Here is a 26,867-nt window from a genome sequence, read left to right on the forward strand (position 1 = left end):
ACTCGCCCAGGCAGACGCGGTAGGCTGTCTGGGCTGGTGCCTTTGTTTGGCTATGCTGGTCTTGAACGACAACGTGGAGCCTGCACATGGACGTGAGCACGGAAACGCTGGTGGAACTGCTGCGGGAAGTGGAAGCCGACGACCCGATCGACTACGCGGACCTTCCATTCGGAGAACAGGAACTCAGGCGGCTGGTCATGAGTTCGCTGGTCGAGCGCCACCACCAGGTCGAAGCAGGCAACATGTCGATCTCCGACATTCATGCGTTGTATCTGCTGAGCACCGCCAAGCTTGTTCTCGAGAACATGGTGCTCCACGCCAGGCTGCTTCTGCTCCAGGGGCAGCAGGTCGACGTACGGTCGTTGCTGGCGCCGTTTACGCTCAAAGGCAAACCTTAACGGCCGGTCGCCTCGTTGCAGGAACACGAGGCGACGCAATCCGAGTGGGCGGCGCGGGGAGATCGCGCCTTCCTTCTTCTGCCGGCCGTTTGCGCATGACCGGATCGAAGGGGCACGCGCGTCACTTCTCAAGTTCCGCAAACAGCCAATGCTGGAAGCTATGCAGCTTCGGCAATTCGGCGCGCGATTTCAGCAGGTTCAGCGTGTAGCCGTGCACAGGGAGTCCTTCCAGGCCGAACGGCGCCACCAGCCGGCCGGTTTCCAGTTCGCGTTGCGCCAGAAGCAGGCTTTCGAGGCAAACGCCCAGGCCGTCCACCGCCGCGCTGATCGCCATGAACGAGCGATCGAAACGCGGACCGCGTGCGATATCGAGCCGCGTCTTGCGGTGGAGACGCATCCAGTCCCGCCACCCGACCAGACACCCCTCGCTATGAATCAGCGCATGGTGCGGTAGATCCGCGACGCTGCGCAGCGGATGTTCTCCGGCCATGAGCGCGGGCGAGCACAGCGGCACGATCGTCTCGGGCGGCAGTTCGAGCACCATCGTGCCGGCCGGCTGCAGCTTTCTCGGACCGTAGCGGATGTCGATATCCACCTTTTCCGAGATCAGATCCACCGCCTCTGACGATGCATTCAACCGCACGTCGATATCCGGATGCGCGGCACTGAAGCGCGCGATGCGCGGCATCAGCCATTGCGTCGCAAAGCTGGGCGTGCAATGGATCGTGAGGATGTCGCTCTTGGCGGCGCGCCCGATCTCGCGGGTGGCCGAGTCGATCCGCGCGAACGCCGCGGTGATCTCCTCGGCGTATTGCCTCCCATAGTCCGTCAGGATCACCGTGCGGTGCAGCCGATGGAACAGACGAATGCTCAATTGCTCTTCCAGCAGCTTGATTTGATGGCTGACGGCTGAGGGCGTGACAAACAGTTCGTCTGCTGCGAGCGCGAACGACGAAAGCCGCGCGGCGGCCTCGAATGCCTGTATCGACTTGAAGGTAATGCGATTGTGCATGGCAGCATCAAGGTGAATTGAATTCATCCATTGACCCATCTTAATTCGTTTGAGCGCGTGTGAGGGCGAGATTACGCTTGAGTCACTGGGATCGGCATCACCGCGGTCCCTGCCAGGAGACCTACGCGCAACCGTGCCGCATGGGACCGGAGTAGCGAGCCAAAGCGCGAACTCCGATCGACAGGAGACAAACAGTGACCACTAGCGAAACCGCGCCGTACGCCAAGCTCGCGGAGCACGCTTACCAGATTCGCCGCAACGCGCTGCGCATGGGCGAAGTGCAGGGCCAGGGTTATATCGGCCAGGCGCTCGACATCGCCGATGTCCTCGCCGTCGCCTACTTCCGCGCCATGCGCTATCGCGCCGACGACCCCGAATGGGAAGGCCGCGACCGCTTTCTGCTCTCGAACGGCCACTACGCCATCGCGCTGTACGCGGCGCTGATCGAGGCCGGCGTCATCGCCGACGAAGAGTTGGAAACCTACGGCAGCGACGACAGTCGTTTGCCGATGTCCGGCATGGCGAGCTATACGCCCGGCATGGAGATGTCCGGCGGCTCGCTCGGCCAGGGATTGACGATTGCGGTGGGCCGCTGCCTGGGCCTGAAGCGCAAAGGCTCGGATGCCCGCGTCTACACCCTGTTCTCCGACGGCGAACTCGACGAAGGCGCGATCTGGGAGGGCCTGATGTCGGCCGCCCACTGGAAGCTCGACAACCTGATCGCGATGGTCGACGTCAACAACCAGCAGGCCGACGGCCCGTCGTCCAGCGTCATGGCGTTCGAGCCGCTGGTCGAGAAACTCCAGGCGTTCGGCTGGTTCGTGCAACGCGTGGACGGCAACGATCTCGCGGCCGTCGTCGCCGCGTTCGATGCGGCCCACGCGCATCCCGAAGCGCAACCGCGAATCATCGTCTGCGATACGCGGATGGGTTGCGGCGTGCCGTTCCTCGAAGCGCGCGAGAAAAATCACTTTATCCGCGTCGATGCGCACGAGTGGCAACTCGCGCTGCAGGCGCTGGAAGCCGGGAGAAACGTATGAGCGCCGCCGTACCGAAACCGCGTTTGAAGACGTCGGCGATGATCGCCTCGATCGCCGGCGAAGGGCAGATCACGCGTTCCGCGCCGTTCGGCCACGCACTGGTCGAACTGGCGCGCAACCGGCCCGACGTGGTCGGCATGACTGCCGATCTCGGCAAGTACACCGACCTGCATCTGTTCGCGAAGGAATACCCCGAGCGCTATTACCAGATGGGCATGGCCGAACAACTGCTGATGGGCGCGGCGGCCGGCATGGCGCACGAAGGCGCGCAGCCGTTCGTCACCACCTACGCCGTATTCGCCGCGCGCCGTGCCTACGACTTCATCCACCAGGCGATTGCCGAGGACAACCTCGACGTCAAGATCGTCTGCGCCTTGCCCGGCCTCACGACCGGCTACGGTCCGAGCCACCAGGCGGCGGAAGACCTCGCCCTGTTCCGCGCGATGCCGAACCTCACGGTGATCGACCCGTGCGACGCCATCGACATCGAGCAGATGGTACCGGCGATCGCCGACCATCGCGGGCCGGTGTATGCGCGGCTGTTGCGCGGCAACGTGCCGGTCGTGCTCGACGAATATGACTATCGGTTCGAACTCGGCAAAGCGAAGCTGCTGCGCGACGGCGCCGAGGTGCTGATCGTCTCGTCCGGGATCATGACGATGCGCGCGCTGGAAACGGCGAAGGCGCTGGCCGCCGATCGGGTCGACGTGGGCGTGCTGCACGTGCCGACCATCAAGCCGCTCGATACCGCCACGCTGCTGCGCGAAGCGCGCCGTTCCGGCCGTCTCGTGGTGGTGGCGGAGAACCATACGGTGATCGGCGGGCTGGGCGAAGCGGTGGCCGCCGTGCTGCTGACCAACGGCGTCACGCCGCCGTTCCGTCAGATCGGCCTGCCCGACGCGTTTCTCGACGCCGGCGCGCTGCCCACCTTGCACGACCGCTACGGCATTTCCACCGAGGCGATGTGCGACACGATCAAAGGCTGGCTGCGGTAGCGGTTCATCGGTGTCGATCGGAACCGCGCGGCGTCGATCAGCGCCATGCACACGTAGCCGCCGATAGCAAACAACGTAGCAAACCATAAGCTTCATACTTAGGAGATACGCATCATGTCAGAGTCACGTCTGCTCGACGGCAAGGTCGCCGTCATTTCCGGTGGCGCGTCGCCGCGCGGCATCGGCATGGCGACCGCCCGCATGTTCGCCGCGCACGGCGCACGCATCGCCATCTTCGATCTCGACGAAAACGCCGCGGTCGAAGCCGCCGCGTCGATCGGACCCGGGCATCGCGGCTATGCCTGCAATGTGACCGACCGCGGCGCTTGCCAGGCGGCGGTCGAACGCACCGTCGCCGATTTCGGATCGATCGATATCCTGATTAACAACGCCGGCATTACCCAGGCGGTCAAGCTGCTCGAGATCGATCCGGAAAGCTGGGACCGTATCCTCGACGTCAATTTGCGCGGCGTGTTGTACCTGTCGCAAGCGGTCGTCCCGCAGATGAAGAAGCAGAAGAGCGGTTCGATCGGCTGCATGTCGTCGGTCTCGGCGCAGCGCGGCGGCGGCATTCTCGGCGGCCCGCATTACTCGGCGGCGAAGGCGGGCGTGCTGGGTCTCGCCAAGGCGATGGCGCGCGAACTCGGCAACGACGGCATCCGTGTGAACTGCGTGACGCCGGGTCTGATTCAGACCGACATCAACGCGGGCAAGATCAGCGACGACAAGCGCGGTGAAATTCTCGCCGGCATTCCCCTCAACCGCCTGGGCGTACCCGACGATGTGGCCGGCGCCTTCCTGTTCCTCGCGTCGAACCTGTCGTCGTATATTACCGGCGCGGTGATCGACGTGAACGGCGGCATGCTGATTCACGGCTAATCCTGCTCGGGCAGGACGGGCCGTTTGGCAGGAGGCCGGCGGCGCCGGAGATTCGGCAGTAGAGGACAGACGACCGCGGTGAGCCACACGTGCAGCCGCCGCGGTTCAGATTCGAAAACCATAACGACGCGCGATCCAGGATTGGAGGAAGACACCATGACAACCCGTTCTAACGCGCCGCAAGGCATCAGCCGCCGCACTTTTCTGAAGGCCGGCGCGGCCGTCTCCGCCGCCGCGCCGTTATGGAGCATCTCGCGAAGCGCGATGGCGGCCCCCGAGTTTTCATACAAGCTGGCGACCGGCCAGGACCCGACGCATCCGGTCAACGTGCGCGCCCAGGAAGCGATCAATCGCATTCGCGAAGCGACCAAGGGCCGCCTCGACATCAAACTCTTTCCACAGAATCAGCTGGGCTCCGACACCGATCTGCTGTCGCAGGTGCGCAATGGCGGCGTCGAGTTCTTCAACCAGGCCTCGTCGATTCTGGCCACGCTGACGCCCGCCGCGGGCATCGTCAACACCGGCTTCGCGTTCAAGGACTACGACGCGGTCTGGAAGGCGATGGACGGCGATCTGGGCAACTACATCCGCGCGCAGATCGGCAAGTCGGGCCTCGTGTCGGTGAGCAAGGTGTGGGACAACGGCTTCCGGCAGATCAGTTCGTCGACCCGGGCGTTGCGCGCGCCGGCCGATCTGAAAGGCTTCAAGATTCGCGTGCCGCAAGCGCCGATGCTCACCTCGCTGTTCAAGGCGCTCGACGCCGGTCCCGCGCCGATCAATTTCAACGAGCTGTATTCGGCGCTGCAAACCGGCGTGGTGGAAGGTCAGGAAAATCCGCTGCCGATCATCGCGACGGCCAAGCTCTACGAAGTGCAGAAGTACATCAGCCTCACGTCGCATGTGTGGGACGGTTACTGGATTCTCGGCAATCGCGCCGCATGGGAGCGCCTGCCTGCCGACATCCGCGCGATCGTCACGCGTGAATTCGAAACCGCCGCGATGCTGCAGCGCGCGGATATCGCCAGGCTCAGCCTGTCATTGCGCGACGATCTGAAATCGAAGGGCATCACGTTTATCGACGTCGACCGCGCGGCTTTCCGTGACGCCTTGGCCAAGACGAGCTTCTATCACGACTGGAAAGCCAAGTACGGCGACGAGGCGTGGGGGCTGCTGGAGAAGTCCGTCGGAAGACTGGGGTAATGCGATGATCTCGATCTCCTATTCGCACGAGCGGCAGCATCGGTTCGCCTGTGCGCTCGACTCCGCCCTCGGCCATCTGGTGGAGATTCCCGCCGCCTTGCTGGTGCTCGCGGAAATCGTGGTGTTGCTGGCCGGCGTGACGAGCCGCTACCTGCTGCACGCGCCGCTCGTGTGGTCCGACGAACTCGCCTCCATGCTGTTCCTGTGGCTCGCGATGCTCGGCGCCGTGATCGCCTTGCGACGCGGCGAGCATATGCGGATGACGGCGCTGGTCGGCATGGCGCCGCCGGGCGTGCGGGTCTTTCTCGACGTGGTCGCGATCGCCGCGCCGGTCGCGTTCCTCGCGATGGTGATCGGCCCGGCGATCAGCTTCGCGCAGGACGAGTCGTTCATCACCACGCCGGCACTCGAGTTGTCGAACTCGTGGCGCGCGGCCGCGTTGCCGGTCGGTTCGGCGCTGATGCTGCTGGTCGCCGTGGTGCGGCTCGCCCGCATGAGCAACTGGCGCCTGACGCTGGCTGCGATCGCAACGGTCGCTGCGCTGGTCGGCCTCTTCATGGCGCTTGGACCGCTGCTTCACGATCTCGGCAATATCAACCTGCTGATCTTCTTTGTCGGCCTGGTCGCGCTCGGTGTGCTGAGCGGCGTGCCGATTGCCTTCTCGTTTGGCCTCGCCACCTTCGGCTACCTCGCGCTGACCACGAATACGCCGATGCCGGTGGTGGTCGGCCGGATGGACGAGGGCATGTCGCATCTGATCCTGCTCTCGGTGCCGCTCTTCGTGTTTCTCGGCCAGTTGATCGAGATGACCGGCATGGCCGCGGCGATGATCGCGTTTCTCGCGAGCCTGCTGGGTCACGTGCGCGGCGGGCTGTCCTATGTGCTGGTCGGCGCGATGTATCTGGTGTCGGGCATTTCGGGCTCGAAAGCCGCGGACATGGCGGCGGTCGCGCCCGTGTTGTTTCCCGAGATGAAAGCGCGCGGTGCGAAGCCGGGCGATCTGGTCGCGCTGCTGGCCGCGACCGGCGCGCAGACCGAGACGATTCCGCCGAGCCTCGTGCTGATTACGCTCGGTTCCGTGACGGGCGTGTCGATCTCCGCGCTTTTCACGGGTGGCATGCTGCCGGGCATCGTGCTGGCGATCACCTTGTGCATCGTGGTGCAGTGGCGTTACCGGCGCGAAGACATGTCGGGCGTCAAGCGTGCGACGGGCGTCGAGATTCTGCGAAAGTTCGTCATCGCGTTTCCTGCGATCGCCTTGCCGTTTGTGATTCGCGCGGCAGTGGTCGAAGGGATTGCAACGGCAACCGAAGTCTCGACCATCGGCATTGCGTATGCCGTGCTGGCGGGCTTGCTGATCTATCGCCGCTTCGAGTGGAAGCGGCTCAAGCCGATGCTGATCGATACCGCAACCTTGTCGGGCGCGATTCTGCTGATCATCGGCGCCGCGACGAGCATGGCGTGGGCGCTCACTCAATCGGGCTTCTCGGGACAACTCGCACAGACGCTCGGCGGTTTGCCGGGCGGCGCGGCGATGTTCATGGCCGCCTCCATCTGCGTGTTCGTGATTCTCGGCAGCGTGCTCGAAGGCATTCCGGCGATCGTGCTGTTCGGCCCGCTCATGTTCCCGATCGCGCGGCAGATGGGCATTCACGATGTGCACTACGCGATGGTGGTGATCCTGTCGATGGGCGTCGGCCTGTTCGCACCGCCCTTCGGTGTGGGCTATTACTCGGCCTGCGCGGTGAGCCGCATTCATCCCGACGAAGGGATGAAACCGATTCTTGGCTACATCGCCGCGTTGATGGCCGGGCTGATCATCGTCGCGGCGGTGCCGTGGATTTCGACAGGCTTCCTGCATTGATCCGCTGACGTATGAGGCTGCGCGGTGCGGCCTCACACGACGTTCTTCCGCCTGATCCGATTCGATTCATTCTGATTGCCGCCGCCCCGCATGCCGGGGCGGCGTAGAGGAGCCTTTTGTCATGTCCACCACTGAAGCTCAGCCTGCCGCACCGATTGCTTCGAATACGCCGTCGACATCGTTATTTGCCGCAGCGACGCAAACGCCATCTCCACAGCAGGCGTCGCGATTGCCGCTGGCCGATGCGATCCGCTTCCTCTCCATCGATTCAATTCTGCGTGCGGGTGAAGGCCATCAGGGCGTGCCGCTCGGCATGGCCGAGATCGCGACAGCGTTGTTCACCCGGCATCTGAAATTCAACCCTGCCGATCCCGCCTGGCCCGACCGCGACCGCTTCGTGCTGTCCAATGGACACGGTTCGCTGCTGCTGTATTCGCTGCTCTATCTGACGGGCTATGAGGCAATCGGGATTGATCAGCTCAAGACCTTCCGCGAACTCGGTTCGCATTGCGCGGGACATCCCGAATACGATCCGGCGCATGGCATCGAGGCGACCACCGGTCCGCTGGGGCAGGGCATTGCCAACGCGTTCGGCATGGCCATCGCCGAGGCGTATCTCGCGGCGAAATTCGGCCGTGCGCTCGTCGATCACTACACGTATGCGTTCGTGGGCGACGGTTGTCTGCAGGAAGGCATCGGCCAGGAAATGATCTCGCTGGCCGGCCATCTGCGGCTCGGCAAACTGATTCTCTGCTGGGATGACAACCAGATCACCGACGACGGCAGCACGGCACTCTCGATCAGCGAGGACGTCTGCGCGCGATTTCGTGTCGCCGGTTGGCAGGTGATCGAAGTCGACGGTCACGATCTCGAAGCGGTCTCTGCGGCGTTGACGATTGCGCGCGCCGATCCGCGGCCGTCGATGATCGCGTGCAAGACGGTCATCGGCCGCGGTATCGTGCGCTTGCAAGGACAACGCGGCGGGCATAGCGGCAAGCTGTTTCAGGCGGATGCCGACGCGGCGCGTGCGCAACTCGGCTGGCCGCATGCCCCGTTCCACGTACCCTCCGACGTGCTGGGCGCATGGCGCGAGGCGGGCCGGCGCAGCAGTGAAGAATACAACGCGTGGCACGCACGCCTCGCCGCGTTACCGGACGCGCAGTGCGCCGAGTTCGAACGAGTGATGGCGGGCGGCTTGCCGGAAGGCTGGCGCGACGTGCTCGACGATTACCGCAAGCGTGCTGTGGAACGCGACGAGCCGCAGCCTGGCATCACCGTGTCCGGCGAGATCAGCGATCTGTTCGCGCCGCTACTGCCCGAACGCATGGTGGGTTGCGCCGATCTCGAAGCGCCCACGGGCCACAAACGCCAGTTGCACGCCTTCACCGCCGACGACCCCAGCGGCGCGTACGTCCACTGCGGGGTGCGCGAACATCTGATGGGCGCGATGGCCAACGGCATGGCTGCGCACGGCGGCATCGTCGCGACTAGCGTTACGTATCTGGCGTTCTCCGACTATCAGCGTCCGGCGATGCGCATGGCCGCGCTGATGGGCTTGCCGGTGCATTACGTGTTTAGCCACGACTCGATCGGCGTCGGCAAAAACGGGCCGACGCATCAGCCCGTCGAGATACTCGCCTCGTTACGCGCAATGCCGAATATGCGCGTGCTGCGTCCCGCGGATGCGGTGGAGGCCGCCGAGTGCTGGGCGCTCGCGCTCGAGCATCGGCGTGGTCCGAGCACGCTGGTTTTCGCAAGGCAGGCGTTGCCGCTGGTGCGCCGCGAGCATAGCGCCGAACCGCTATCGCGCCGCGGTGCCTATGTGCTGGCCGAAGCGGAAGGCGGCGCGCGTGTCGTGACCTTGCTCGCCACCGGCTCCGAGGTCGCGCTGGCCCTGCAGGCGCGCCGTCGATTGCAGGACGAGGGCATCGCGACCGCCGTGGTGTCGATGCCGTGTTGGGAAATCTTCGATGAACAGAGCGCCGACTATCGCGCCATGGTTCTGGGCCCGAACACGGTGCGCGTCGGTATCGAGGCGGCACTGCGTTTCGGTTGGGACCGCTATCTGGGCGAACGCGGTGGCTTTGTCGGGATGACGGGCTTCGGTGCGTCGGCTTCCGCGGAGACGTTGTACGAGCACTTCGGCATCACGGCTGAACACGTCGTGGCCGAAGCAAAGCGGCATCTATAAATCAAAAAGGACATGAGCATGCATAAGATCGCTTTTCTCGACCGCGCCACACTCGCGCCGCAAATCGTGTTGCGCGAACCGCGCTTCGCTCATCAGCTGATCGAGTATGAAAACACCGCGCCTGAGCAGGTGTTGCAGCGGCTCGCCGGTGTGTCGATCGCGATCACCAACAAGGTGGCGTTGACGCAAGACGTGCTCGATCAATTGCCCGATCTGAAGCTTGTCGCCGTCGCCGCCACGGGCACCGATTGCGTCGACAAGGCGGCTTGCCAGCGGCTCGGCATTGCCGTGTGCAATATTCGCGGCTATGCGATCAACACCGTGCCCGAGCACACCTTCGCACTGATTCTCGCGCTGCGGCGCAATCTGATCGCCTATCGGGATGACGTGCTCGCCGGCGAGTGGCAGAAGTCCGGGCAGTTCTGTTTCTTCACGCACGCGATTCACGATCTGGCAGGGGCGCGTCTTGGCATCATCGGTGAAGGGGTGCTCGGTCAGCGTGTCGCGGAAATCGGCAAAGCCTTCGGCATGCAGCCGATGTTCGCCGCGCACAAGGGGCGCGACGGCCTGGGTCCGCTTTACACGCCGTGGGACGAGGTGCTCGCCACCAGCGACATCATCACCGTGCACAGCCCGCTCACACCGAGCACGCGGAATATGCTGGCCATGCCCGAGTTCCGCGCGATGAAAAGGAAGCCTTTGATCATCAACACGGCGCGCGGCGGCCTGGTCGACGAAGGTGCATTGATGCAGGCGCTCGACGAAGGTTTGATCAGCGGCGCGGGTTTCGATGTGACTGCAAGCGAACCGCCTCTTGCTGACAATCCGCTGATGCGTGCGGCCGGCCGGAAGAACGTCATTCTGACGCCGCATGTTGCATGGGCGTCGGACGAAGCACAGCAGAGTCTTGCCGATCAATTAATGGACAACATCGAAAACTTCGTCAACGATGCGCCGAGCAATCTGGTGCAAGGGGCGTATTGATCGACAGGAGACGCAGCGTCACGATGCGCACCGATCGTCGGACGAATCGCGTTTGCGTCGAACGTGAAGAGAACTAGTTCGTTGCCGACAAAAATCTGACCGCTCCGGACGAGAAAATGGCTTCTCTCCAACCGGATGTTTCGTAGTATCGATCTATAGTCTCCGGTGGTCGCGGGCGCACAGAATGCCCGCGAATTTCCGACTATTTCGTTCGGACCCCACGACCGTTCAGCACAGATTGTTTTTTCGCATTAGCATATGGGGGTGTTCCGCGCCGCTCGGTGGATTGAATCCGCCGACCATTGCCGCTGGACAATCAACGTGTGTGGGCCGCGCAAATCATCCCCACATCAACCGATCGCAGGCTCACGCCGCGAACTCGCCGTTTGACGTGCTCTTCGAGCGAACGGCTGTCATCAATCCAATCGCATCGACTGAACGAATCGTTGGCTAATATGAGGAATGTACGTACATCATTGATAGTCGGAGTGCTTCTCCTCGAGCTGGTGTTCGGCGCTTTTTTATTGTTACAAAAAAGCCAGCGCTCGACGCCCGACGCTGACGTCGCGACAAACGGCTCGGCGGAATGGGCCGCGACTTCTCGCCAATCGGGTGACACGCATGTGACCGCGGGAACCGTGGTCGGCGCGACGCCGCTCTCCGCCAACACAGCGACCGACCCTAAACAGTCCGCGAGCGGGACAGTGGTAACCGTGTCCGACTTGCCGGCTCAGGGCGTCGTGCCAGTGCCGCGAGTGGACACACAGCCACGCGAACCGGTCGCGGTTCATCGTTACGTCGAGCCGAAGACCGACCCCGTGCCGCGAGCCGAAGGCAGGCGGGACAGTCTGCATCGTCATGGCTCGAATCCGGCCGCGTCAGCGATCACGGATCAACTGGTCAAGGAGTCCGCGCAACTCGATCCGGCATTGCCGCCGCCGGTTCAACCCGGTCGTAATGACTCGTATCGTGCCGGGTCGAACCCGGTTGCGGCTGCCATGACGGATCAACTGGTGAGACAGTCCGCGAAACTCGATCCGTCACTGCCGCCGCCAAACCAGCCCGACATGAAATAAGCGCGCAACGCGAAGCGCGGACGGCTACCGGTAGAACACGTAGTCCGCGAGATAGGGCGAGCTGCCGGATTCATGTTCTGTGGAACACGCTGCCGTCGGCGCCAACCCGCCGACGGTATGCACGCGCTGCACATACCGCACGGTTGAAAGTGCGCCGCTACCGGACGTGCTATGCGTTTCGAGCAATAGCTGGGGAATGCTCGCTCGCGTTTCGCTGGGCTGCTGCGCAAGCACGTGGCCGACGATCCGGCTGCCATCTTCCGCTTCCCATGAAGGCCCCGCGCCGTGCTTGACCGCAGCGTGGCCGCTCGCGTCGTAGAGCGTTGCCAGTGGGCTCTTGAACACCCATCCCAGACGATGCTGTGTGTCGAATTCGCACGAATAGTTCTGTACGCCGGACGCAGCGAGTGTCATCACGCGCTCGGCCTGGGGTGGGTCGATGGATGCATTCGAGGGACTGGCGGACGGCATGGCACACGCAACCAGCATGGATGCGGCGACGGTTGCGAAGCCTGCTTGCGAAACTTTCCTGAGCATGGATATCACCTCGAGTGGCGAGTGGCGAGTGGCGAGTGGCGAGTGGCGAGTGGCGAGTGGTGCATGGCGCATAGCGGTTGTGGCCGCCGGGCACGGCCGTTGAACCGGATAGTCGGGATCGTACGCGTGATCTTATATGCGCCGGGAATCGGCGTGTGCGTCACCCGCGCGACTCCAGAACCTCATGCTGCGCCCGTCGCAGCCTGGTCTGCCACGCGGGAGATCCGGTTTCGGACTACCGCGATCGCCTGCTTGAGTGCATACACGTCCTGGAAATAACGCTGCGGCATCTGGATCTGGTTGGCGTACGCATCGATGTGCTCGATCTCGTCCCGCCATTGCGCAATCTGATCCGGCGTTGGATGGCTGGTTTTCCATATTTCGTCTTCGAGCGCCTTGATCTCGCGATACCAGACCACCAGGCGTTTTTTTATGCGTGCCTCCGCCATGCGCGGCAACGCCTGTAGCAGGCCGAGCAATAAAGCCATGAAGGGGAGCAGGATCAGCAGACGTCGTTCGATGAAGCTGGCGAGCCAGAATGGCAGGTAGCGCTGCAGGAACGGGCGCCCCGTTTTGAAGTAACGCTCACTCTCTTCGGAAACGGGAAAGTCCTCGGTATTCAGATTGGGAAACACGCCAAGCGGCGTGAAGTAATCTTCGCCGCCGTGGACGGTTTTGGCCGCGTCCAGCAACAGGTAGACCAGCGCGGGATGCAGCGTGTCCTTGGCGACGAGCAACGCGGTGGCGGCGAGCAGCGTGACGTCGGTTTGCGGCAGATCGTTGACGATGCTGGTCGCGGCGCGCGGAAAAATAACCTTGGATAGCGACGGGAATTTCTGCACCAGCGCATCGGCCTGCACGAAACTCATCAGCTTGAGATTGCTGTTCAGCAGTGTTGTCTGCATGGGCGCATCGGGCCTGCCGATGAAGAAAGCCGCATCCAGTTGACCGTTTTCGAGGGCTTGATAGGACTTGACCGCGTCCATTTCGAGCAGCGTCGTATTGTCCCGCGTGATGCCGCTGTAGCCGAGCAACACCTGGGAGACGTTCAGCAGGCCGCTACCGGGAATGCCGATTGAAATCCGCTTGCCACGCAGTTGTGCCAGCCGGTTGACGGTGGATTCGCCACGGTAGAACACCCAGATGGGTTCATAGGAGACAGCGGCGATCGTCTGCAGGTGGTCGGTTTCTTTCGGACTGGTGGTGCCGGACTGGACAAAGCCCACCTCGTATTCGTTGTCCGGATCTCTCAGCCGCTGATAGTTCTCGCTCGAACCCGACGAACCGCGGATATCGAGCTTGATGCCGTCACGCTTCAGGATAGGCGCATAGCGATCTGCAAAGCCGCGATAGATCCCGTTGTCCGCGCCGGTTGTGATGACGATGGTGTGCCGGAAGGCAGGCTCGAGCATGGCCCATAGGCCCCAACCCAACGCGGCTATCAGCAGTATCGCGCCGGCGATGAGAAACCGCCGGCGACCCGGTGTCATGGGGCGTTTTTCATTGCGGTGAAGCGCTGGGTTGTGCCTGGGCATTGTTTGCCTCTCGCATTCGGCGCTGTTCGCCAGGTCTTTGCCACGCACAATCGACGCAGAGAAAACATCGAGCTCACGGCCTTGCCGATCGTTGCAGGCGCCGTTGCTCAGTTCGTTGCGTGAAGCGTTGACCTTGCCGCGCCGCTAGTGGTGTCAGACAGCCAGCATGGATAATGCAGCGCCGTGAACGCCTTGTCCATCTCCGCGCTCAGGGTGGCGATCGTCGCGACGAGCGGCGATTCAGTGCGTCGAGGACGATTGCGCGCCGTCCGGCACAAATACATAACCATGACTGCGGACGGTCTGGATGAACCGCGGCGTGGAGGGGTCCGCTTCGAGAATCCTGCGCAAGCGCCACACCTGGACATCGACACCCCGGTCGGTATGATCGTCTTTCGGGCCGTGCAGCAATTCCAGCAATTGCTCACGAGTCAGCGTGCGCATGGGGTGATCGACGAAGATCTTAAGCAGCGCGAATTCTCCCGCCGATAGCGTGAGCCGGCTGTTCTCCATTGTGAGCGCGCGCAACTCAAGATCCAGCGTGAATGGGCCGAATCCGACGACCTGTTGTTTTTCGCGCGCGGCGCCCGACGCGGTCAAGGTTCGTCGCCGCAACACGGCGCGCATGCGCGCAAGCAGTTCGCGAGGATTGAAGGGTTTGCCGATGCAGTCGTCCGCGCCCATTTCGAGCCCGACGATCCGGTCCATGTCGTCGGGCCCCGAAGCCAGAATCACGGGGACGGTGTTGCCCGCGGCGCGTAGCGTGCTCAGCGCCGCGAGGCCATTCACACCTTGCATGATCTGGTCGAGGACGATCAGATCGGGCGGGTTCCGTTCGATGTGTTCGCCGAGCGACTTCACCTCGTGCAAAACGGAGACCGCCATGCCCTCTCGTCCGAGAAAGTCGGCCAGCGACCCGAGTAGTTCGACATCGTCGTCAACGACCAGTATTTGAGTTGTCATAGTGGGGAAATCGAACGCATAGACCGGCAAACAGGGGTGCAACGACGTTGGCTTCCACCTCACGGTTGCCGGATTGGCCGCGCCGGCTTTCGGCGCCGTCAGGCTGCGCGTGATCCGCGAACGTCGTGCTCCAGCTTCTTTAACGGCGCAACCTGCGGGAATCCGTCGCCGAATGCTGTTTTTTTTAAGGTCGTGGCGCCCATCGAGCGCGCCAGGCCGGCGCCTTCCCATGCCAGGTGGCGTAGCATGGCAAACTCCGCGCGCCTATCGTCCATGTCCGATGCATCCCACTCGCCCATTACCGCCTCTTCTGTCCTTACGCGCTTTTGAAGCCGCCGCGAGGCGTCTGAGTTTCAGCCATGCGGCTCAGGAACTCTTCGTGACCCAAAGCGCCATCAGCCATCAGATCCAGAGGCTGGAATCCGACCTGGGCGTCGCATTGTTCGAGCGACGCACGCGCGCCATCGAGCTCACGCCGGAGGGAAGGGCGTACTACGGCAAGGTGCACGCGGCATTCGAACTTCTGCGAGCAGGCACGAGCGAGGTTCGCGCCCACGCCGGCGAGCGGGTCACGCTGACGGTCGGCATATTGGCGTCGTTTGCCACGCGCTGGCTGGCGCCGCGCTTGCATGCGTTCTCGGCTGCGCATCCCGGGATCGACCTGCAACTGCGACCCGAGATCGCGCTGGCCGACGTGTCCGGCGGCGAGGTCGACGTGGCGATCCGCTACGGCCGCGGCGGCTGGCCGGGCGTGCGGTCGCAGCAACTCATGCCTGAGCGTTTGTCGCTGGTTTGCATCCCGTCGCTCATCGAGGGAAAGAGCCGTCCGCGCAAGCCGCAGGACCTGCTGCGCTTTCCACTTCTGGCGTCGTATTCAAAGCATTCGTTCGAGTGGGAAGTCTGGGCGCACCGTTTCGGACTGGACCTGACCCGGGCGCAGCGCGTGCAGTTGCATGACTACAACATCGTTGTGGAAGCGGCCCTCGCGGGGCAGGGCATCGCCATGGGCCGCCATCGGCTGATTGCCCGGCAACTGGCGAGCAAAGCACTGGTCGAGGCGCTGCCCGATGCGGTGCTCGACGATCCTCGCATCGGTTGGTGGCTCGTCACACCGAAGGGGACGTTGGGCGGCCCAACGTCCGCTTTCCGCACGTGGATCACGCAGACAGCCGCGCAAGACTCGTTGGACAGCACGCATTAGTTTCGCTCATGCATGGCGTGTAAAAATTGATTGGTCACGCGCGGGTCGAGTCCATAGGATCGGAAATCCCGTACGATCGGAGGGACCGGATATGACCTCTTCGATCTGCGCACGTGAGCCGCTGTCTCCCTGACACGCGCCCACACGCGAACCCAACGCGCGCTATCGAACCATTGGACCACTGGACCAGCCATGCCTTCTTCTCTCTCGCCCGCTGCCGTGGACGCGTTGCGCGCCCGCACGCCAGGTGCTCAAAGCACCACGCATTTCAATCACGCGGGGGCCTCGCTGCCGTCGTCCGCCACGCTGGAGGCGATGCGCGCTCACCTTTGGCGCGAGGCCACGATGGGGCCGATGGAAGCCGGCGTAGCGGGACGTGAGCAGACCGAGCGCGCTCGCGTGCTGGCCGCGCGACTGCTGAACGCCCGTTCGACGGAGATCGCCCTGACCACCGGCAACTCGGCGGGGTGGGGCACCGCATTCGCCGCGTTAGGACCGTGGCGATCCGGAGAGCGGATCCTGGTCGGGCGTCACGAGTGGGGCGGGAATCTCGCGGCCATGTACCTGTCGGCGCGGCGCGCGGGCGCGACGATCGACGTCATACCGTCCGATTCCAGCGGCGCCGTGGATCCGCAGGCGCTGGAGGCTATGCTCGACGACCGTGTGCGCCTGATCGCGCTGACCTGGCTACCGGCGAACGGCGGACTGATCAATCCGGCCGCGGCGATCGGGCAGGTTGCACGCCGCCACGGCATCCCCTACTTTGTCGATGCGGCTCAGGCGGTTGGACAACTTCCTGTCGACGTCGCCGAGATCGGCTGCGACGTTCTGACCGGCGTGTGCCGCAAGGCGCTGCGCGGTCCGAGAGGCACCGGCCTGTTGTATGTGCGAGAGGATTTTCTATCCCGCCTGACGCCGGCATTCGTCGACATGCGATCCGCGCCGCTGGGTGCTGACGGCGAATCCGTCTTGCGGGACGACGCGGTGCGTTTCGAGTCGGCGGAAGCATCGCTGGCGCTGCATTGCGGGCTGGCTAACGCGTTGGAAGAGGCGTTGGAAATCGGCGTTGAGAATATTCGCGCGCGGATCGACGGCATTGCGCAAGCGTTGCGCGGGCAACTCGCTGCGATCCCCGGTGTGACCGTGCTGGATCAGGGCCGGGAGCAATCGGGGCTGGTGGCGTTCAACATAGCGGGCCTGGAGGCCGCGTCGGTGCAGCGCAGCCTGGCGGATCGGGGTATCGCGATCGGCAGTAACGGCGTGGCCTACACGCCTCTTGATATGCAGTCCAGAGGACTCGCGCAGATCGCGCGAGCGTCGGTCAGCTACCTGACTACGCAGCCGGAAATCGACAGGTTACTGGATGGGATACGAAGCCTGGCACGCTAAGTCGAACGATTTTCGCCGGCATGACGCGACGATCGATTGCCTCTCAAACGAGACCAATTCTCATTCGTAGCGTCGACCGGGTCATGCACTATGCTGCGCTAACGGGTGCCGCACATGAGCCGCGTGATGCTGCGCACAAGACAGCATCGCGCAACATGACGCCGCATCACGCGAAGTGAGGTGCCTGAGAGACGTCTGCGCGTCATTCGTGGCGTGGCGTGGCGTGGCGTGGCGAATAGGGGAGGGAATATGCAAGGAGATGCCAAGGTTCTCGAATACCTGAACGCGCAATTGAAGAATGAGCTGACCGCGATCAACCAGTATTTCCTGCACGCCAGGATGTATGGTCACTGGGGCCTGAAAGGTCTCGGCAAGCACGAGTACGACGAATCGATCGGCGAGATGAAGCACGCCGATCTGCTGATCGAGCGCATCTTCGTACTGGACGGTTTACCGAATTTGCAGGACCTGCACAAATTGCTGATCGGCGAGGAAACGCAGGAAATCCTTGAGTGCGATCTCAAGCTCGAGCGGATGTCGCAGGCCACGTGCAAGGAAGCCATTGCCTACTGCGAGACAGTCAGCGATTTCGTCTCACGCGCGATCCTCACTCATATTCTCGACGATACCGAGGAACATATCGACTGGCTCGAGACCAATCTGGCGTTGATCGACAAGGTGGGGATTCAGAACTATCAGCAATCGGCCATGGAGTCGCCGGAATGATTTCGCCGGGGCGAAGGTCGACGCCGTGAACGCGCCGTCGACCCTGCGTCGTCACGCGCTACGGCCGCCCATCAGCATCGAATTCTCCTCTGGACGCGCTCATTGCCCAAGCGGCTCCTGAGTCGTGTTCCAGTCCGATTGGCGCGCGAGTTCAACGAACGCTTTCAGATAATCGATCGCCGCGTCTGTCTCGCGCACACCGAGAAAAATCTGCTTGGCGATGCCACGCTTGCCCAATCTGACCGGACTGATGGCGACCTTGCCGGCGTACTCTTCCACCAGCCAGCGAGGCAGCGCGGCAACGCCCCGTCCACTGGCCACCATTTGCAACATGATGTCGGTTGTCTCGATGATCTTGTGGCGCTTCGGCATGACGTTGACCGGCATCAGAAACTGGTTGTAGATATCCAGCCGATCGATTTCCACCGGGTAGGTAATGAGAACTTCATCCGCAAGTTCCTCGGGCGGAACAAAGGGCAACTGCGCCAGTCGATGCCCACGGCCGACCACCAGCACCTGCTCGTAGTCGAACACCGGCTCGAAGCGTAAACCGGGTTTTCTCAATGGGTCCGGCGTGACCAGAATGTCGATGTCGTAACCGAACAGCGCGCCAATGCCGCCAAACTGGAATTTCTGTTTGACGTCGACATCCACGTCCGGCCACCGCGCGAGATACGGCGAGACCACCTTGAGCAGCCACTGATAGCAAGGGTGGCACTCCATACCGATGCGAAGCGTGCCGCGCTGCCCCTCGGCGTATTGTTTCATCCGTTCTTCCGCGTGTTCCATTTGCGGCAGCACCCGGTTGGCAAGCGCCAGCAGATATTGACCCGCCTGGGTCAGACGCAGCGTTCGGCCCTCGCGGTCCCATACGGCGGTGCCCAATTGCTGCTCCATCTTCTTGACGGTGTGACTCAGCGCCGATTGCGTCAGGCACAGCACGTTGGCGGCCGCAGTCAGGGACCCTTGCCGGTCCACTTCCCGAATGATCGTCAGATGGGTTCGTTCGAGCATGGCAAGTCCATGAAGGAAACTAATTGATCAATGAAATAATGCCATTATATTTCATGGGTCATTCGCCCTATGATCGAGCCGTTCATTTTCGGAGCGGCTCATCAACATGGTTACGACACACAATCTGGGTTTCCCCCGCATCGGCGCAAAGCGCGAACTGAAGTTCGCACTGGAGCTTTACTGGAAGGGCCAGTCGTCGCGTGACGAACTGAAAAGCCTGGGCGCGCAACTGCGTCAGCGTCACTGGGAGAACCAGTCCGGCCTCGATCGGATTCCGGTTGGCGACTTCTCGTTCTATGACCAGGTGCTCGACACGAGCTTCATGCTGGGCAATGTTCCGGAACGGGTGCGGGGCTTTGAGGGCGATGCGCTCGACACTTACTTTCGCGTTGCACGTGGCCGCTCCGCGCATGATTCCGCCTGCAGTTGCGGCGTGCAGGCCGGCGAGATGACCAAGTGGTTCGATACGAACTATCACTACATCGTGCCGGAATTCAGTGCGTCGACCGAGTTTTCGCTCGATGCCTCACGCTTCGTCGAGCAACTCGCCCAGGCTCGCGCGCTGGGTGTCAAAGCCAAGCCGGTCATCATCGGGCCCGTGACGTATCTATGGCTGGGCAAGGCGAAGGACGATTCCGACAAGCTCGCGCTGTTGCCGCGCCTCTTGCCTGTGTACGCGGCATTGCTCGATCAACTGGCGGCGCAAGGGGTGGAATGGGTGCAGGTCGATGAGCCGGCGCTGGTCACCGAGCTCGAGCCGGCATGGCAACACGCTTTCGTCACCGCGTACGACGCGTTGCGAACCACCCGGGTGAAGCTGCTGCTGGCGACCTATTTCGGCGAGCTGCGCGAGAACCTCGCGCTCGCCTGCGGATTGCCGGTTCAAGGTCTGCATGTCGACGCGATTAACGGCCGCAGCGAGATCGAGCAGGTCGTCGCACAGCTGCCCGCCGACAAGATTCTGTCGCTCGGCGTGATCAATGGCCGCAACATCTGGAAGACCGACCTGAGCGCGGTGCTGGAATGGCTGACGCCGATTCATCGGAGATTGCAGGCTCGTCTGTGGATTGCGCCGTCGTGTTCGTTGCTGCATGTTCCGGTCGACCTGAACAGCGAGCAGACGCTCGATCGCGAAATCCGTTCGTGGCTCGCCTTTGCCCTGCAAAAGCTCGATGAACTGAAGATCATCGCAAAGGCGCTGAACGACGGGCGTGAGTCGGTGCAAGCCGCGCTTGCCGACAACCAGGCCGCCATCCGGAGTCGCCGCACGTCGCCGCGTGTACACAATCCGGCGGTCAAGGACGCGATCGCGAAGATCGATGCCGCGCTGGGACGTCGCGCCAGCGCCTATCCGCAACGTGCCGCCCGGCAGTCTGCGCTGCTGAACCTGCCGGCTTACCCGACCACCACGATCGGATCATTCCCGCAAACCGCCGAAATTCGCCAGGCGCGCAGCCGGTTCAAGCGCGGTGAGCTGGACGAAGCCGGCTACAAGACGGCGATGCAGCGCGAAATTACGCGTAGCGTGCGGGAACAGGAAGCGCTGGGTCTCGACGTGCTCGTGCATGGCGAAGCGGAGCGTAACGATATGGTCGAATACTTCGGCGAACAGTTCGACGGTTACGCGTTCAGCCAGTTCGGCTGGGTGCAGTCGTATGGCTCGCGTTGCGTGAAGCCGCCCATCCTGTTCGGCGACATCAGCCGGCCGAAGGCGATGACGGTCGAGTGGATCAGGTATGCGCAATCGCAGACCGCCAAGCCGATGAAAGGCATGCTGACCGGCCCGGTCACGATCCTGAACTGGTCGTTCGTGCGTGACGACCAGCCGCGCTCGGTCTCCTGCTATCAGTTGGCGTTGGCGATCCGCCAGGAAGTGCTGGACCTGGAGAAAGCCGGTGTGCGGGTGATCCAGATTGACGAAGCGGCGCTGCGCGAAGGCCTGCCGCTGCGCAAGTCGCAGTGGAGCGGCTATTTGCAATGGGCGGTCGAAGCGTTCCGTATCACGGCAAATGGCGTGCGGGACGAGACGCAGATCCATACGCACATGTGCTATTCCGAGTTCAACGACATCATCGCTTCGATCGCCGGGATGGACGCCGACGTCATCACGATCGAGACGTCACGCTCGGACATGGAATTGCTGGATGCCTTCGACAACTTCAACTATCCGAACGAAATCGGACCGGGCGTCTACGACATCCACTCGCCGAATATTCCGAGCGAGGAGCACATCGTGAATCTGATGCGCAAGGCGGCCGGGCGGATTCCGGCTGAGCGGCTGTGGGTGAACCCCGACTGCGGCCTGAAGACCCGCGCGTGGGAAGAAGTCATCCCCGCGTTGAAGAACATGGTTGCGGCAGCGAAGACGTTGCGCGCGGGCATCTGATCAGGCCGGCTGAAATCACACCGCGAGAGGTCGCCGGCTTCAGGAATTCGCTTGGCGGGTATCGCGGCAGAAGAACCCGCGCCGCTGCGTCACGGGCGTTTGCGCATGCTCGGTTTCGGCGACTTCGCGCCACCACTTCTCGCCGCGATGCGGCGCGGCCAGGTCCAGGCGCTCGCCCATGCGGGGCGTCGCAAGTGGAATGCCGCGTGCGGCAGTGAGCCCGGCCACGCGCTCGTACGGTTCCTGCCAGCGATGCATGGCCAGATCGAACGTGCCGTTGTGAACGGGCACCAGCCAGCGGCCACGCAGATCGACGTGGGCCTGGACGGTTTCGTCGGGCTGCATATGGACGTACGGCCACTGGGCATCGTAGGCGCCGGTTTCGAGCAACGTTACGTCGAACGGGCCCAGCCGTTCGCCAATGGTCTTGAATCCGTCGAAGTAGCCCGTGTCGCCGCTGAAGAACACGCGCAGCGCGTCATCGACGATCACCCACGAGGCCCACAAGGTGCTGTTGCCGTCGAACAGACTGCGGCCGGAAAAATGCTGCGCCGGGGTTGCGGTGAACGTGAGGCCGTCGACCTCGGCGCTCTGCCACCAGTCGAACTGGCAGACTTTCGACGCCTCGATACCCCACTCGATCAGACGGTCGCCGACGCCCAGCGGCGTCAGAAACACGCCCGTCCTGGCCGCGAGTGCCAGCACGGTCTCACGGTCCAGGTGGTCGTAGTGGTCGTGCGACAGGATCACGCCGCGCAGCGGCGGCAAGTTTTCGAGCGCGATGGGCGGCGCATGAAAGCGCTTCGGACCGAAGCGCTTGAACGGCGACGCCCGTTCGGCGAAGACCGGGTCGGTCAGCCAGAACTGTCCCCGCAGCTTGAGCAGCATGGTCGAATGCCCGAGGCGATACAGGCTCCGGTCCGGCGCGGCCTCAAGCTGTTCGCGCGACAGCGCGTCGACAGGCAGGGCGCCCGCCGGCACCGTGCCGTCCGGCTTGTTGAGCAAAATATTCCAGACGATGCTCAAGGTCTTGCCGATTCCCTCGACAGGGCGCGGTTTGACGTTACGAAAGCGCTCGCCGTCGTGCTGAGCCGACGTCTCGAACAATTCACGCCCGCGCCGCGCTGCCGTCAGGCCCAAGGCGCGGCGAATAGAACCGGTGAACGATGTCATGCGAGCAGCCTCGAAACTGAAAGTAGACTGTTGAGTGTAGTTTATTTTCGAGAAAAGTAAACTGCCCGGTGTAAAATTTAACGATGAACACCCGTGACACTCCCCTCCGCCTGACCGACCGCAAGCGCGCCGCCGTGATTGAGGCGGCAATCGAGGAATTTCTCGCGGCCGGTTTCGACGCGACCAGCATGGACCGTATCGCGGCGCGCGCGAGCGTCTCGAAGCGGACGGTTTACAACCATTTTCCAAGCAAGGAAGCGCTGTTCGCCGAGATCCTGCGGCAGCTGTGGGAGTCGAGCGACACGGGCGAGGCGCCGGTTTATTCCGCCGTGCATCCGTTGCGCGCGCAGTTGCTGCAGCTTCTGTCAAAGAAGCTGAGCCTGCTGAACGACGAGGCGTTTCTGTCCCTTGCGCGCGTTGCGATCGCCGCGGGCATCCATTCGCCGGAGCGTGCGCGCGACATGGTGGCGCGCATGGGCGAGCGCGAAGAAGACCTGACGGTGTGGATTCGCGCAGCCGCTGCCGACGGCCGCCTCAAGACGCCGGACCCGGTGTTCGCTTCGCATCAATTGCAGGGCCTGGTGAAAGCCTTCGCTTTCTGGCCGCAGGTCACGATGGGCCAACCGCCTCTCAGCGCGGACGAACAAAGGCAAGTCGCGGAATCCGCTGCCGATATGTTTCTTGCGCGCTACGCATGAAGCTCACGCGCCCGCGGACGCTTCCAGTTCCGCGAGTCGCTTGCGCAGCAGTCGATCCTCCTGGAAGCGGCTGGTTTCGTCGCGGATCACGGCGACGATGCCGGTGAGTTCGTTCTGCGGCGAATGCAGCAACGCGACCGTAAAGGCAATCGACATGGACCGCCCATCCTTATGCACGGCGGGAACACGCAGCACGTCATTGCCATAACGGGTTTCGCCCGTGGCCATGGTCTTGTGATAGCCGTCCCAATGGCGGCCGCGCAAACGTTCCGGAATGATCAGGTCCAGCGACTTTCCCAGTGCCTCGCCTGGCTTGAAGCCGAACATGCGCTCGGCTCCCGGGTTCCACAGCGTGATGCTGCCGTGGGCATCGGAAATGATGATCGCGTCGCCGATTGCGTTGACGAGTTGCTCGAAGTCGATAGCGCTTTGCATGGCGTTCCCCGAACGTAACAACCTGGATCCCTGAATCGAATACGGCACCCCTCGAGGATGCCCTATTCGCAGGCCCGAGCTTACACAAGGGCCTGCGGTGAGGCACTATTAAACCGCTTTGATTTCGCGCAGATTGAAGATGTCCTGCTTGCTGTAGCCAAGGCCCGCCAGCACTTCCTCCGTGTGTTCGCCGAGCAGCGGCGACGCGGTCACTTCCGGCTTCATGTCCGAGAACTTGATCGGACTGCCGACCGTGAGATAGGAGCCGCGTTTCTTGTGCGGCACCTCGACGATCGTGCCGCTCGCGCGCAGCGACGGATCGTTGGCCAGCTCCTTCATCGTCAGCACCGGCGCGCACGGAATGTCGAACTTGCGCAAGATGTCGACCGCTTCGAATTTGGTCTTGTCGGCAAGCCAGGCTTCGATGGTGTTGAAGATCTCGAAGATATGCGGTTGACGTGCTTCAGCGGTCTTGTAGGCGGGATCGTCGATCCATTCTGGTTTGCCGAGCGCCTTGCAGATCGGCTCCCACGCATGACCCTGGATCGTGAAATAGATGTACGCGTTCGGATCCGTTTCCCAGCCCTTGCACTTGAGCACCCAGCCCGGTTGACCCCCACCGCCCGCATTGCCGCCGCGCGGCACCACGTCGCTGAATTCGCCGTGCGGATACTGGGGATACTCCTCGAGATAGCCCACGCGCTCCAGCCGCTGCTGGTCGCGCAGCTTCACGCGGCACAGGTTCAGCACGCTGTCCTGCATCGACACGGCGACCTTCTGGCCCTTGCCGGTTTTGTCGCGGCCCAGCAGGGCGGTCAGAATGCCGATCGCCAGATGCATGCCGGTGTTGCTGTCGCCGAGCGCCGCCGCGCTGATGGTCGGCGGGCCGTCCCAGAAGCCGGTGGTGGATGCCGCGCCGCCCGCGCATTGCGCGACGTTTTCGTAGACCTTCAGGTCGTCGTAGTGATGGCCGTCGCTGAAGCCCTTCACCGAAGCGACGATCATCTTCGGATTGAGTTCGTTCAGCCGTTCCCATGAAAAGCCCATCCGGTCCAGCGCGCCCGGGCCGAAATTTTCGACCAGCACGTCGGATTCGCGAATCAGTTTTTCGAGTACTTCCTTGCCTTCGGGCTTTTTCGTGTCCAACGTCAGCGACTTCTTGTTGCTGTTGAGCATCGTGAAGTACAGCGCGTCGGCGTCGGGGATGTCGCGCAACTGGTTGCGCGTCACGTCGCCCGAACCCGGTCTCTCAACCTTGATCACGTCGGCGCCGAACCAGGCGAGCAACTGGGTGCACGCGGGGCCGGCCTGAACATGGGTGAAGTCGATGATCTTGATGCCTTCGAGAGGTTTGGTCATTTGCTATCTCCGTGGTTACGCTGGATCACTTTTTCATTGCCGCGCTTTGCGGATTCAGATTGGTCAGGCGGCCGCTTTCGGTGCCCGCCGCTTCGTCGATGACGGCATTGATCAAGGTCGGCTTGCCGGATGCGATTGCTTCGAGCAGGGCCTTCGTCAGTTCTTCCGGGGTGGTCGCGTGGTGGCCGACACCGCCGAATGCCTCGATCATCCTGTCGTAGCGCGCGCCCTTCACGAACACGGTTGGCGCGACGTCCTTGCCGCCCGTCGGGTTCACGTCGGTGCCGCGATACACGCCGTTGTTGTTGAAGACGATCGTGCAAACCGGCAAGTCGTAACGGCAGATGGTTTCGAGTTCCATGCCGCTGAAGCCGAACGCGCTGTCGCCTTCGATCGCGACAACCGGTTTGCCGCTCGTCACCGCCGCGCCGATCGCGAAGCCCATGCCGATGCCCATGATTCCCCACGTGCCGGAATCGAAGCGTTTGCGCGGCTCGTACATATCGATGATGCTGCGCGCGTAGTCGAGCGTGTTCGCGCCTTCGTTGACGACGTTGATGTCCGGACGCGTCTTCAGCACGTCGCGGATTGCGCGCAATGCGCTGTGGAAATTCATCGGCGACGGGTTCTTGTCGAGCGTGGCGGCCATCTTGGCGAGGTTCTTGTTCTTGCGCTCCGCGATTGCGCCGATCCACTCGGCGCCCGGTTTTGCGTAGCTCGCATCGAGGCCCGCACGCAGTGCCGCGACGCACGAACCGATATCGCCGATCACCGGCGCGGCAATCGCGACGTTGCTGTCGATTTCGGTCGGCGAAATGTCGACCTGGACGAACTTCTTCGGCTCCGCACCCCACGTTTTGCCCTTGCCGTGCGAGAGCAGCCAGTTCAGACGCGCGCCGATCAACACGACGGCGTCGGCTTCCTGCAGGACGAACGAGCGTGCCGCCGACGCCGATTGCTCGTGCGTATCGGGCAACAGGCCCTTGGCCATCGACATCGGCAGATACGGAATGCCGCTTTGTTCGACGAACGCGCGAATCTCCGCGTCGGCCTGCGCGTAGGCCGCGCCCTTGCCGAGCAGGATCAGCGGACGCTTCGCGCTCTTCAGGACATCGATCGCACGCTTGACCGAGTCTGGCGCCGGCAATTGACGCGGCGCGGCGTCGACCACCTTGACCAGCGACTGTTGCGCCTTCACGGCGTCCAGCGTTTGCGCGAGCAGCTTGGCCGGCAAGTCCAGATACACGCCGCCTGGGCGGCCCGACACCGCGGCGCGAATCGCACGCGCCACGCCGATGCCGATGTCTTCCGCATGCAGCACGCGATACGCGGCCTTTGCATACGGCCTGGCGGCATTCAGTTGATCCATTTCTTCGTAATCGCCCTGCTGCAGGTCGACGATCTCACGCTCGCTCGAACCGCTGATCAGGATCATCGGGAAGCAGTTGGTGGTCGCGTTGGCGAGCGCCGTCAGGCCGTTCAGAAAGCCCGGCGCCGACACCGTCAGGCAGATGCCCGGCTTCTGCGTCATGAAACCGCTAATGGCTGCCGCATTGCCCGCGTGCTGCTCATGACGAAAGCCGATGAAACGCATTCCTTCCGCCTGCGCGAGCCGCGCGAGGTCGGTGATCGGGATGCCGACCAGACCAAAGATGGTGTCGATGTCGTTCAGTTTCAGCGCGTCGATGACGAGATGGAATCCGTCGGTCGTCTCGGCTGTCTGTTGCTGCGGGGTGTCTCCTGCTGTTTGCCGGTCGGCTTCTGCCATGATGTCTCTCCTTGGTCGCGGGACGTTATGGGGTGCTTCGTGAG

The 26,867-nt window shown here is 62.9% G+C and carries 24 protein-coding genes; 14 read left to right on the forward strand and 10 right to left on the reverse strand.

The features are described from left to right. Positions 1-86 precede the first annotated feature (86 nt). The gene (locus DSC91_RS00695) at positions 87-398 is read left to right on the forward strand and encodes a hypothetical protein (RefSeq protein WP_115776360.1); all 312 of its coding nucleotides are present in this window, start codon (positions 87-89) and stop codon (positions 396-398) included. 121 nt (positions 399-519) lie between these two features. On the opposite strand, the gene gcvA (DSC91_RS00700) is transcribed toward DSC91_RS00695, so the two are convergent. Continuing rightward, positions 520-1,410 (reverse strand): transcriptional regulator GcvA, encoded by an 891-nt coding sequence (gene gcvA / locus DSC91_RS00700; RefSeq protein WP_115779627.1) that lies wholly within the window; start codon positions 1,408-1,410, stop codon positions 520-522. A gap of 194 nt (positions 1,411-1,604) precedes the next feature. Between gcvA (DSC91_RS00700) and DSC91_RS00705 the strand changes: the two genes are divergently transcribed. From DSC91_RS00705 to DSC91_RS00740, 8 genes are all read left to right on the forward strand, one after another. Then, entirely contained in the window at positions 1,605-2,450 is an 846-nt protein-coding gene (locus tag DSC91_RS00705; RefSeq protein ID WP_115776361.1) for a transketolase, read from the forward strand. Next, positions 2,447-3,445: a transketolase family protein gene (locus DSC91_RS00710; protein WP_115776362.1), complete on the forward strand. Its 999-nt coding sequence runs from the start codon at positions 2,447-2,449 to the stop codon at positions 3,443-3,445. The genes DSC91_RS00705 and DSC91_RS00710 overlap by 4 nt, the downstream gene beginning before the upstream one ends. Positions 3,446-3,559: 114 nt before the next feature. Continuing rightward, a complete protein-coding gene (locus DSC91_RS00715) occupies positions 3,560-4,324 on the forward strand; it encodes an SDR family NAD(P)-dependent oxidoreductase (RefSeq protein WP_115776363.1) in 765 nt (254 codons plus the stop codon). Positions 4,325-4,480: 156 nt separating this feature from the next. Next, a complete protein-coding gene (locus DSC91_RS00720; protein WP_115776364.1) occupies positions 4,481-5,524 on the forward strand; it encodes a TRAP transporter substrate-binding protein in 1,044 nt (347 codons plus the stop codon). Between the two features lie 4 nt (positions 5,525-5,528). Then, positions 5,529-7,388, forward strand: a complete 1,860-nt coding sequence (locus DSC91_RS00725) for a TRAP transporter large permease (RefSeq protein WP_115776365.1) — start codon at positions 5,529-5,531, stop codon at positions 7,386-7,388. 121 nt (positions 7,389-7,509) lie between these two features. After that, positions 7,510-9,579, forward strand: a complete 2,070-nt coding sequence (gene tkt, locus DSC91_RS00730) for a transketolase (RefSeq protein WP_115776366.1) — start codon at positions 7,510-7,512, stop codon at positions 9,577-9,579. Positions 9,580-9,597: 18 nt separating this feature from the next. After that, positions 9,598-10,563 carry a D-2-hydroxyacid dehydrogenase gene (locus tag DSC91_RS00735; RefSeq protein WP_115776367.1) on the forward strand — a complete coding sequence of 322 codons (966 nt, stop codon included), beginning with the start codon at positions 9,598-9,600 and terminating at the stop codon, positions 10,561-10,563. A gap of 488 nt (positions 10,564-11,051) precedes the next feature. Then, positions 11,052-11,639 carry a hypothetical protein gene (locus DSC91_RS00740; RefSeq protein WP_115776368.1) on the forward strand — a complete coding sequence of 196 codons (588 nt, stop codon included), beginning with the start codon at positions 11,052-11,054 and terminating at the stop codon, positions 11,637-11,639. A 24-nt stretch (positions 11,640-11,663) separates the two neighbouring features. Here the strand turns inward: DSC91_RS00740 and DSC91_RS00745 are convergent, their stop codons facing one another. The 4 genes from DSC91_RS00745 to DSC91_RS37290 form a co-directional block, all read right to left on the reverse strand. Further along, positions 11,664-12,176, reverse strand: a complete 513-nt coding sequence (locus tag DSC91_RS00745) for a DUF3455 domain-containing protein (RefSeq protein ID WP_115776369.1) — start codon at positions 12,174-12,176, stop codon at positions 11,664-11,666. A 182-nt stretch (positions 12,177-12,358) separates the two neighbouring features. After that, entirely contained in the window at positions 12,359-13,666 is a 1,308-nt protein-coding gene (locus DSC91_RS00750; RefSeq protein ID WP_229758311.1) for a TAXI family TRAP transporter solute-binding subunit, read from the reverse strand. A 285-nt stretch (positions 13,667-13,951) separates the two neighbouring features. Further along, positions 13,952-14,674, reverse strand: coding sequence for a response regulator (locus DSC91_RS00755; protein WP_115776371.1), 723 nt, complete (start codon positions 14,672-14,674; stop codon positions 13,952-13,954). A 98-nt stretch (positions 14,675-14,772) separates the two neighbouring features. After that, a complete protein-coding gene (locus tag DSC91_RS37290) occupies positions 14,773-14,973 on the reverse strand; it encodes a hypothetical protein (RefSeq protein ID WP_162831283.1) in 201 nt (66 codons plus the stop codon). Here DSC91_RS37290 and gcvA (DSC91_RS00760) point away from each other — a divergent pair. The 3 genes from gcvA (DSC91_RS00760) (at position 14,955) to bfr (ending at position 17,990) form a co-directional block, all read left to right on the forward strand. Continuing rightward, positions 14,955-15,875 (forward strand): transcriptional regulator GcvA, encoded by a 921-nt coding sequence (gcvA, locus tag DSC91_RS00760; protein ID WP_115776372.1) that lies wholly within the window; start codon positions 14,955-14,957, stop codon positions 15,873-15,875. The genes DSC91_RS37290 and gcvA (DSC91_RS00760) overlap by 19 nt on opposite strands. Positions 15,876-16,067: 192 nt before the next feature. Further along, positions 16,068-17,264, forward strand: a complete 1,197-nt coding sequence (locus DSC91_RS00765; protein WP_115776373.1) for an aminotransferase class V-fold PLP-dependent enzyme — start codon at positions 16,068-16,070, stop codon at positions 17,262-17,264. A 249-nt stretch (positions 17,265-17,513) separates the two neighbouring features. Then, positions 17,514-17,990, forward strand: coding sequence for a bacterioferritin (gene bfr / locus DSC91_RS00770; protein ID WP_115776374.1), 477 nt, complete (start codon positions 17,514-17,516; stop codon positions 17,988-17,990). Positions 17,991-18,089: 99 nt separating this feature from the next. Here bfr and DSC91_RS00775 read toward each other — a convergent pair whose 3' ends face one another. Next, positions 18,090-19,004 (reverse strand): LysR family transcriptional regulator, encoded by a 915-nt coding sequence (locus DSC91_RS00775; RefSeq protein ID WP_115776375.1) that lies wholly within the window; start codon positions 19,002-19,004, stop codon positions 18,090-18,092. Positions 19,005-19,110: 106 nt separating this feature from the next. Here DSC91_RS00775 and metE point away from each other — a divergent pair, with 106 nt between their 5' ends. Then, positions 19,111-21,390, forward strand: coding sequence for a 5-methyltetrahydropteroyltriglutamate--homocysteine S-methyltransferase (gene metE, locus DSC91_RS00780; RefSeq protein WP_115776376.1), 2,280 nt, complete (start codon positions 19,111-19,113; stop codon positions 21,388-21,390). 39 nt (positions 21,391-21,429) lie between these two features. On the opposite strand, the gene DSC91_RS00785 is transcribed toward metE, so the two are convergent. Beyond that, entirely contained in the window at positions 21,430-22,563 is a 1,134-nt protein-coding gene (locus tag DSC91_RS00785; protein ID WP_115776377.1) for an MBL fold metallo-hydrolase, read from the reverse strand. 83 nt (positions 22,564-22,646) lie between these two features. Here DSC91_RS00785 and DSC91_RS00790 point away from each other — a divergent pair, with 83 nt between their 5' ends. Beyond that, a complete protein-coding gene (locus DSC91_RS00790; RefSeq protein WP_115776378.1) occupies positions 22,647-23,261 on the forward strand; it encodes a TetR/AcrR family transcriptional regulator in 615 nt (204 codons plus the stop codon). 3 nt (positions 23,262-23,264) lie between these two features. Here DSC91_RS00790 and DSC91_RS00795 read toward each other — a convergent pair whose 3' ends face one another. The 3 genes from DSC91_RS00795 to oxc form a co-directional block, all read right to left on the reverse strand. Continuing rightward, positions 23,265-23,696 (reverse strand): PAS domain-containing protein, encoded by a 432-nt coding sequence (locus DSC91_RS00795; RefSeq protein WP_115776379.1) that lies wholly within the window; start codon positions 23,694-23,696, stop codon positions 23,265-23,267. Between the two features lie 108 nt (positions 23,697-23,804). Continuing rightward, the gene (gene frc, locus DSC91_RS00800) at positions 23,805-25,055 is read right to left on the reverse strand and encodes a formyl-CoA transferase (protein WP_115776380.1); all 1,251 of its coding nucleotides are present in this window, start codon (positions 25,053-25,055) and stop codon (positions 23,805-23,807) included. Positions 25,056-25,080: 25 nt separating this feature from the next. Next, positions 25,081-26,823 (reverse strand): oxalyl-CoA decarboxylase, encoded by a 1,743-nt coding sequence (gene oxc / locus DSC91_RS00805; RefSeq protein ID WP_115776381.1) that lies wholly within the window; start codon positions 26,821-26,823, stop codon positions 25,081-25,083. Between the last annotated feature and the right edge of the window lie 44 nt (positions 26,824-26,867).

Origin of the sequence: Paraburkholderia caffeinilytica (genome assembly GCF_003368325.1) — a bacterium.
In the GTDB taxonomy this organism is placed as follows: Bacteria; Pseudomonadota; Gammaproteobacteria; order Burkholderiales; family Burkholderiaceae; genus Paraburkholderia; species Paraburkholderia caffeinilytica.

Bases quoted from the DNA above. Each gene is read 5' to 3' on its own strand.
- frc (WP_115776380.1), bottom strand. From the start codon at position 25,055: ATGACCAAACCTCTCGAAGGCATCAAGATCATCGACTTCACCCATGTT.
- DSC91_RS00720 (WP_115776364.1), top strand. From the start codon at position 4,481: ATGACAACCCGTTCTAACGCGCCGCAAGGCATCAGCCGCCGCACTTTT.
- DSC91_RS00755 (WP_115776371.1), bottom strand. From the start codon at position 14,674: ATGACAACTCAAATACTGGTCGTTGACGACGATGTCGAACTACTCGGG.
- DSC91_RS00775 (WP_115776375.1), bottom strand. From the start codon at position 19,004: ATGCTCGAACGAACCCATCTGACGATCATTCGGGAAGTGGACCGGCAA.
- DSC91_RS00695 (WP_115776360.1), top strand. From the start codon at position 87: ATGGACGTGAGCACGGAAACGCTGGTGGAACTGCTGCGGGAAGTGGAA.
- oxc (WP_115776381.1), bottom strand. From the start codon at position 26,823: ATGGCAGAAGCCGACCGGCAAACAGCAGGAGACACCCCGCAGCAACAG.
- DSC91_RS00790 (WP_115776378.1), top strand. From the start codon at position 22,647: ATGAACACCCGTGACACTCCCCTCCGCCTGACCGACCGCAAGCGCGCC.
- DSC91_RS00795 (WP_115776379.1), bottom strand. From the start codon at position 23,696: ATGCAAAGCGCTATCGACTTCGAGCAACTCGTCAACGCAATCGGCGAC.
- gcvA (WP_115779627.1), bottom strand. From the start codon at position 1,410: ATGCACAATCGCATTACCTTCAAGTCGATACAGGCATTCGAGGCCGCC.
- metE (WP_115776376.1), top strand. From the start codon at position 19,111: ATGGTTACGACACACAATCTGGGTTTCCCCCGCATCGGCGCAAAGCGC.
- DSC91_RS00715 (WP_115776363.1), top strand. From the start codon at position 3,560: ATGTCAGAGTCACGTCTGCTCGACGGCAAGGTCGCCGTCATTTCCGGT.
- tkt (WP_115776366.1), top strand. From the start codon at position 7,510: ATGTCCACCACTGAAGCTCAGCCTGCCGCACCGATTGCTTCGAATACG.
- DSC91_RS00750 (WP_229758311.1), bottom strand. From the start codon at position 13,666: ATGACACCGGGTCGCCGGCGGTTTCTCATCGCCGGCGCGATACTGCTG.
- DSC91_RS00765 (WP_115776373.1), top strand. From the start codon at position 16,068: ATGCCTTCTTCTCTCTCGCCCGCTGCCGTGGACGCGTTGCGCGCCCGC.
- DSC91_RS00745 (WP_115776369.1), bottom strand. From the start codon at position 12,176: ATGCTCAGGAAAGTTTCGCAAGCAGGCTTCGCAACCGTCGCCGCATCC.
- DSC91_RS37290 (WP_162831283.1), bottom strand. From the start codon at position 14,973: ATGGGCGAGTGGGATGCATCGGACATGGACGATAGGCGCGCGGAGTTT.
- bfr (WP_115776374.1), top strand. From the start codon at position 17,514: ATGCAAGGAGATGCCAAGGTTCTCGAATACCTGAACGCGCAATTGAAG.
- DSC91_RS00710 (WP_115776362.1), top strand. From the start codon at position 2,447: ATGAGCGCCGCCGTACCGAAACCGCGTTTGAAGACGTCGGCGATGATC.
- DSC91_RS00785 (WP_115776377.1), bottom strand. From the start codon at position 22,563: ATGACATCGTTCACCGGTTCTATTCGCCGCGCCTTGGGCCTGACGGCA.
- gcvA (WP_115776372.1), top strand. From the start codon at position 14,955: ATGCATCCCACTCGCCCATTACCGCCTCTTCTGTCCTTACGCGCTTTT.
- DSC91_RS00725 (WP_115776365.1), top strand. From the start codon at position 5,529: ATGATCTCGATCTCCTATTCGCACGAGCGGCAGCATCGGTTCGCCTGT.
- DSC91_RS00735 (WP_115776367.1), top strand. From the start codon at position 9,598: ATGCATAAGATCGCTTTTCTCGACCGCGCCACACTCGCGCCGCAAATC.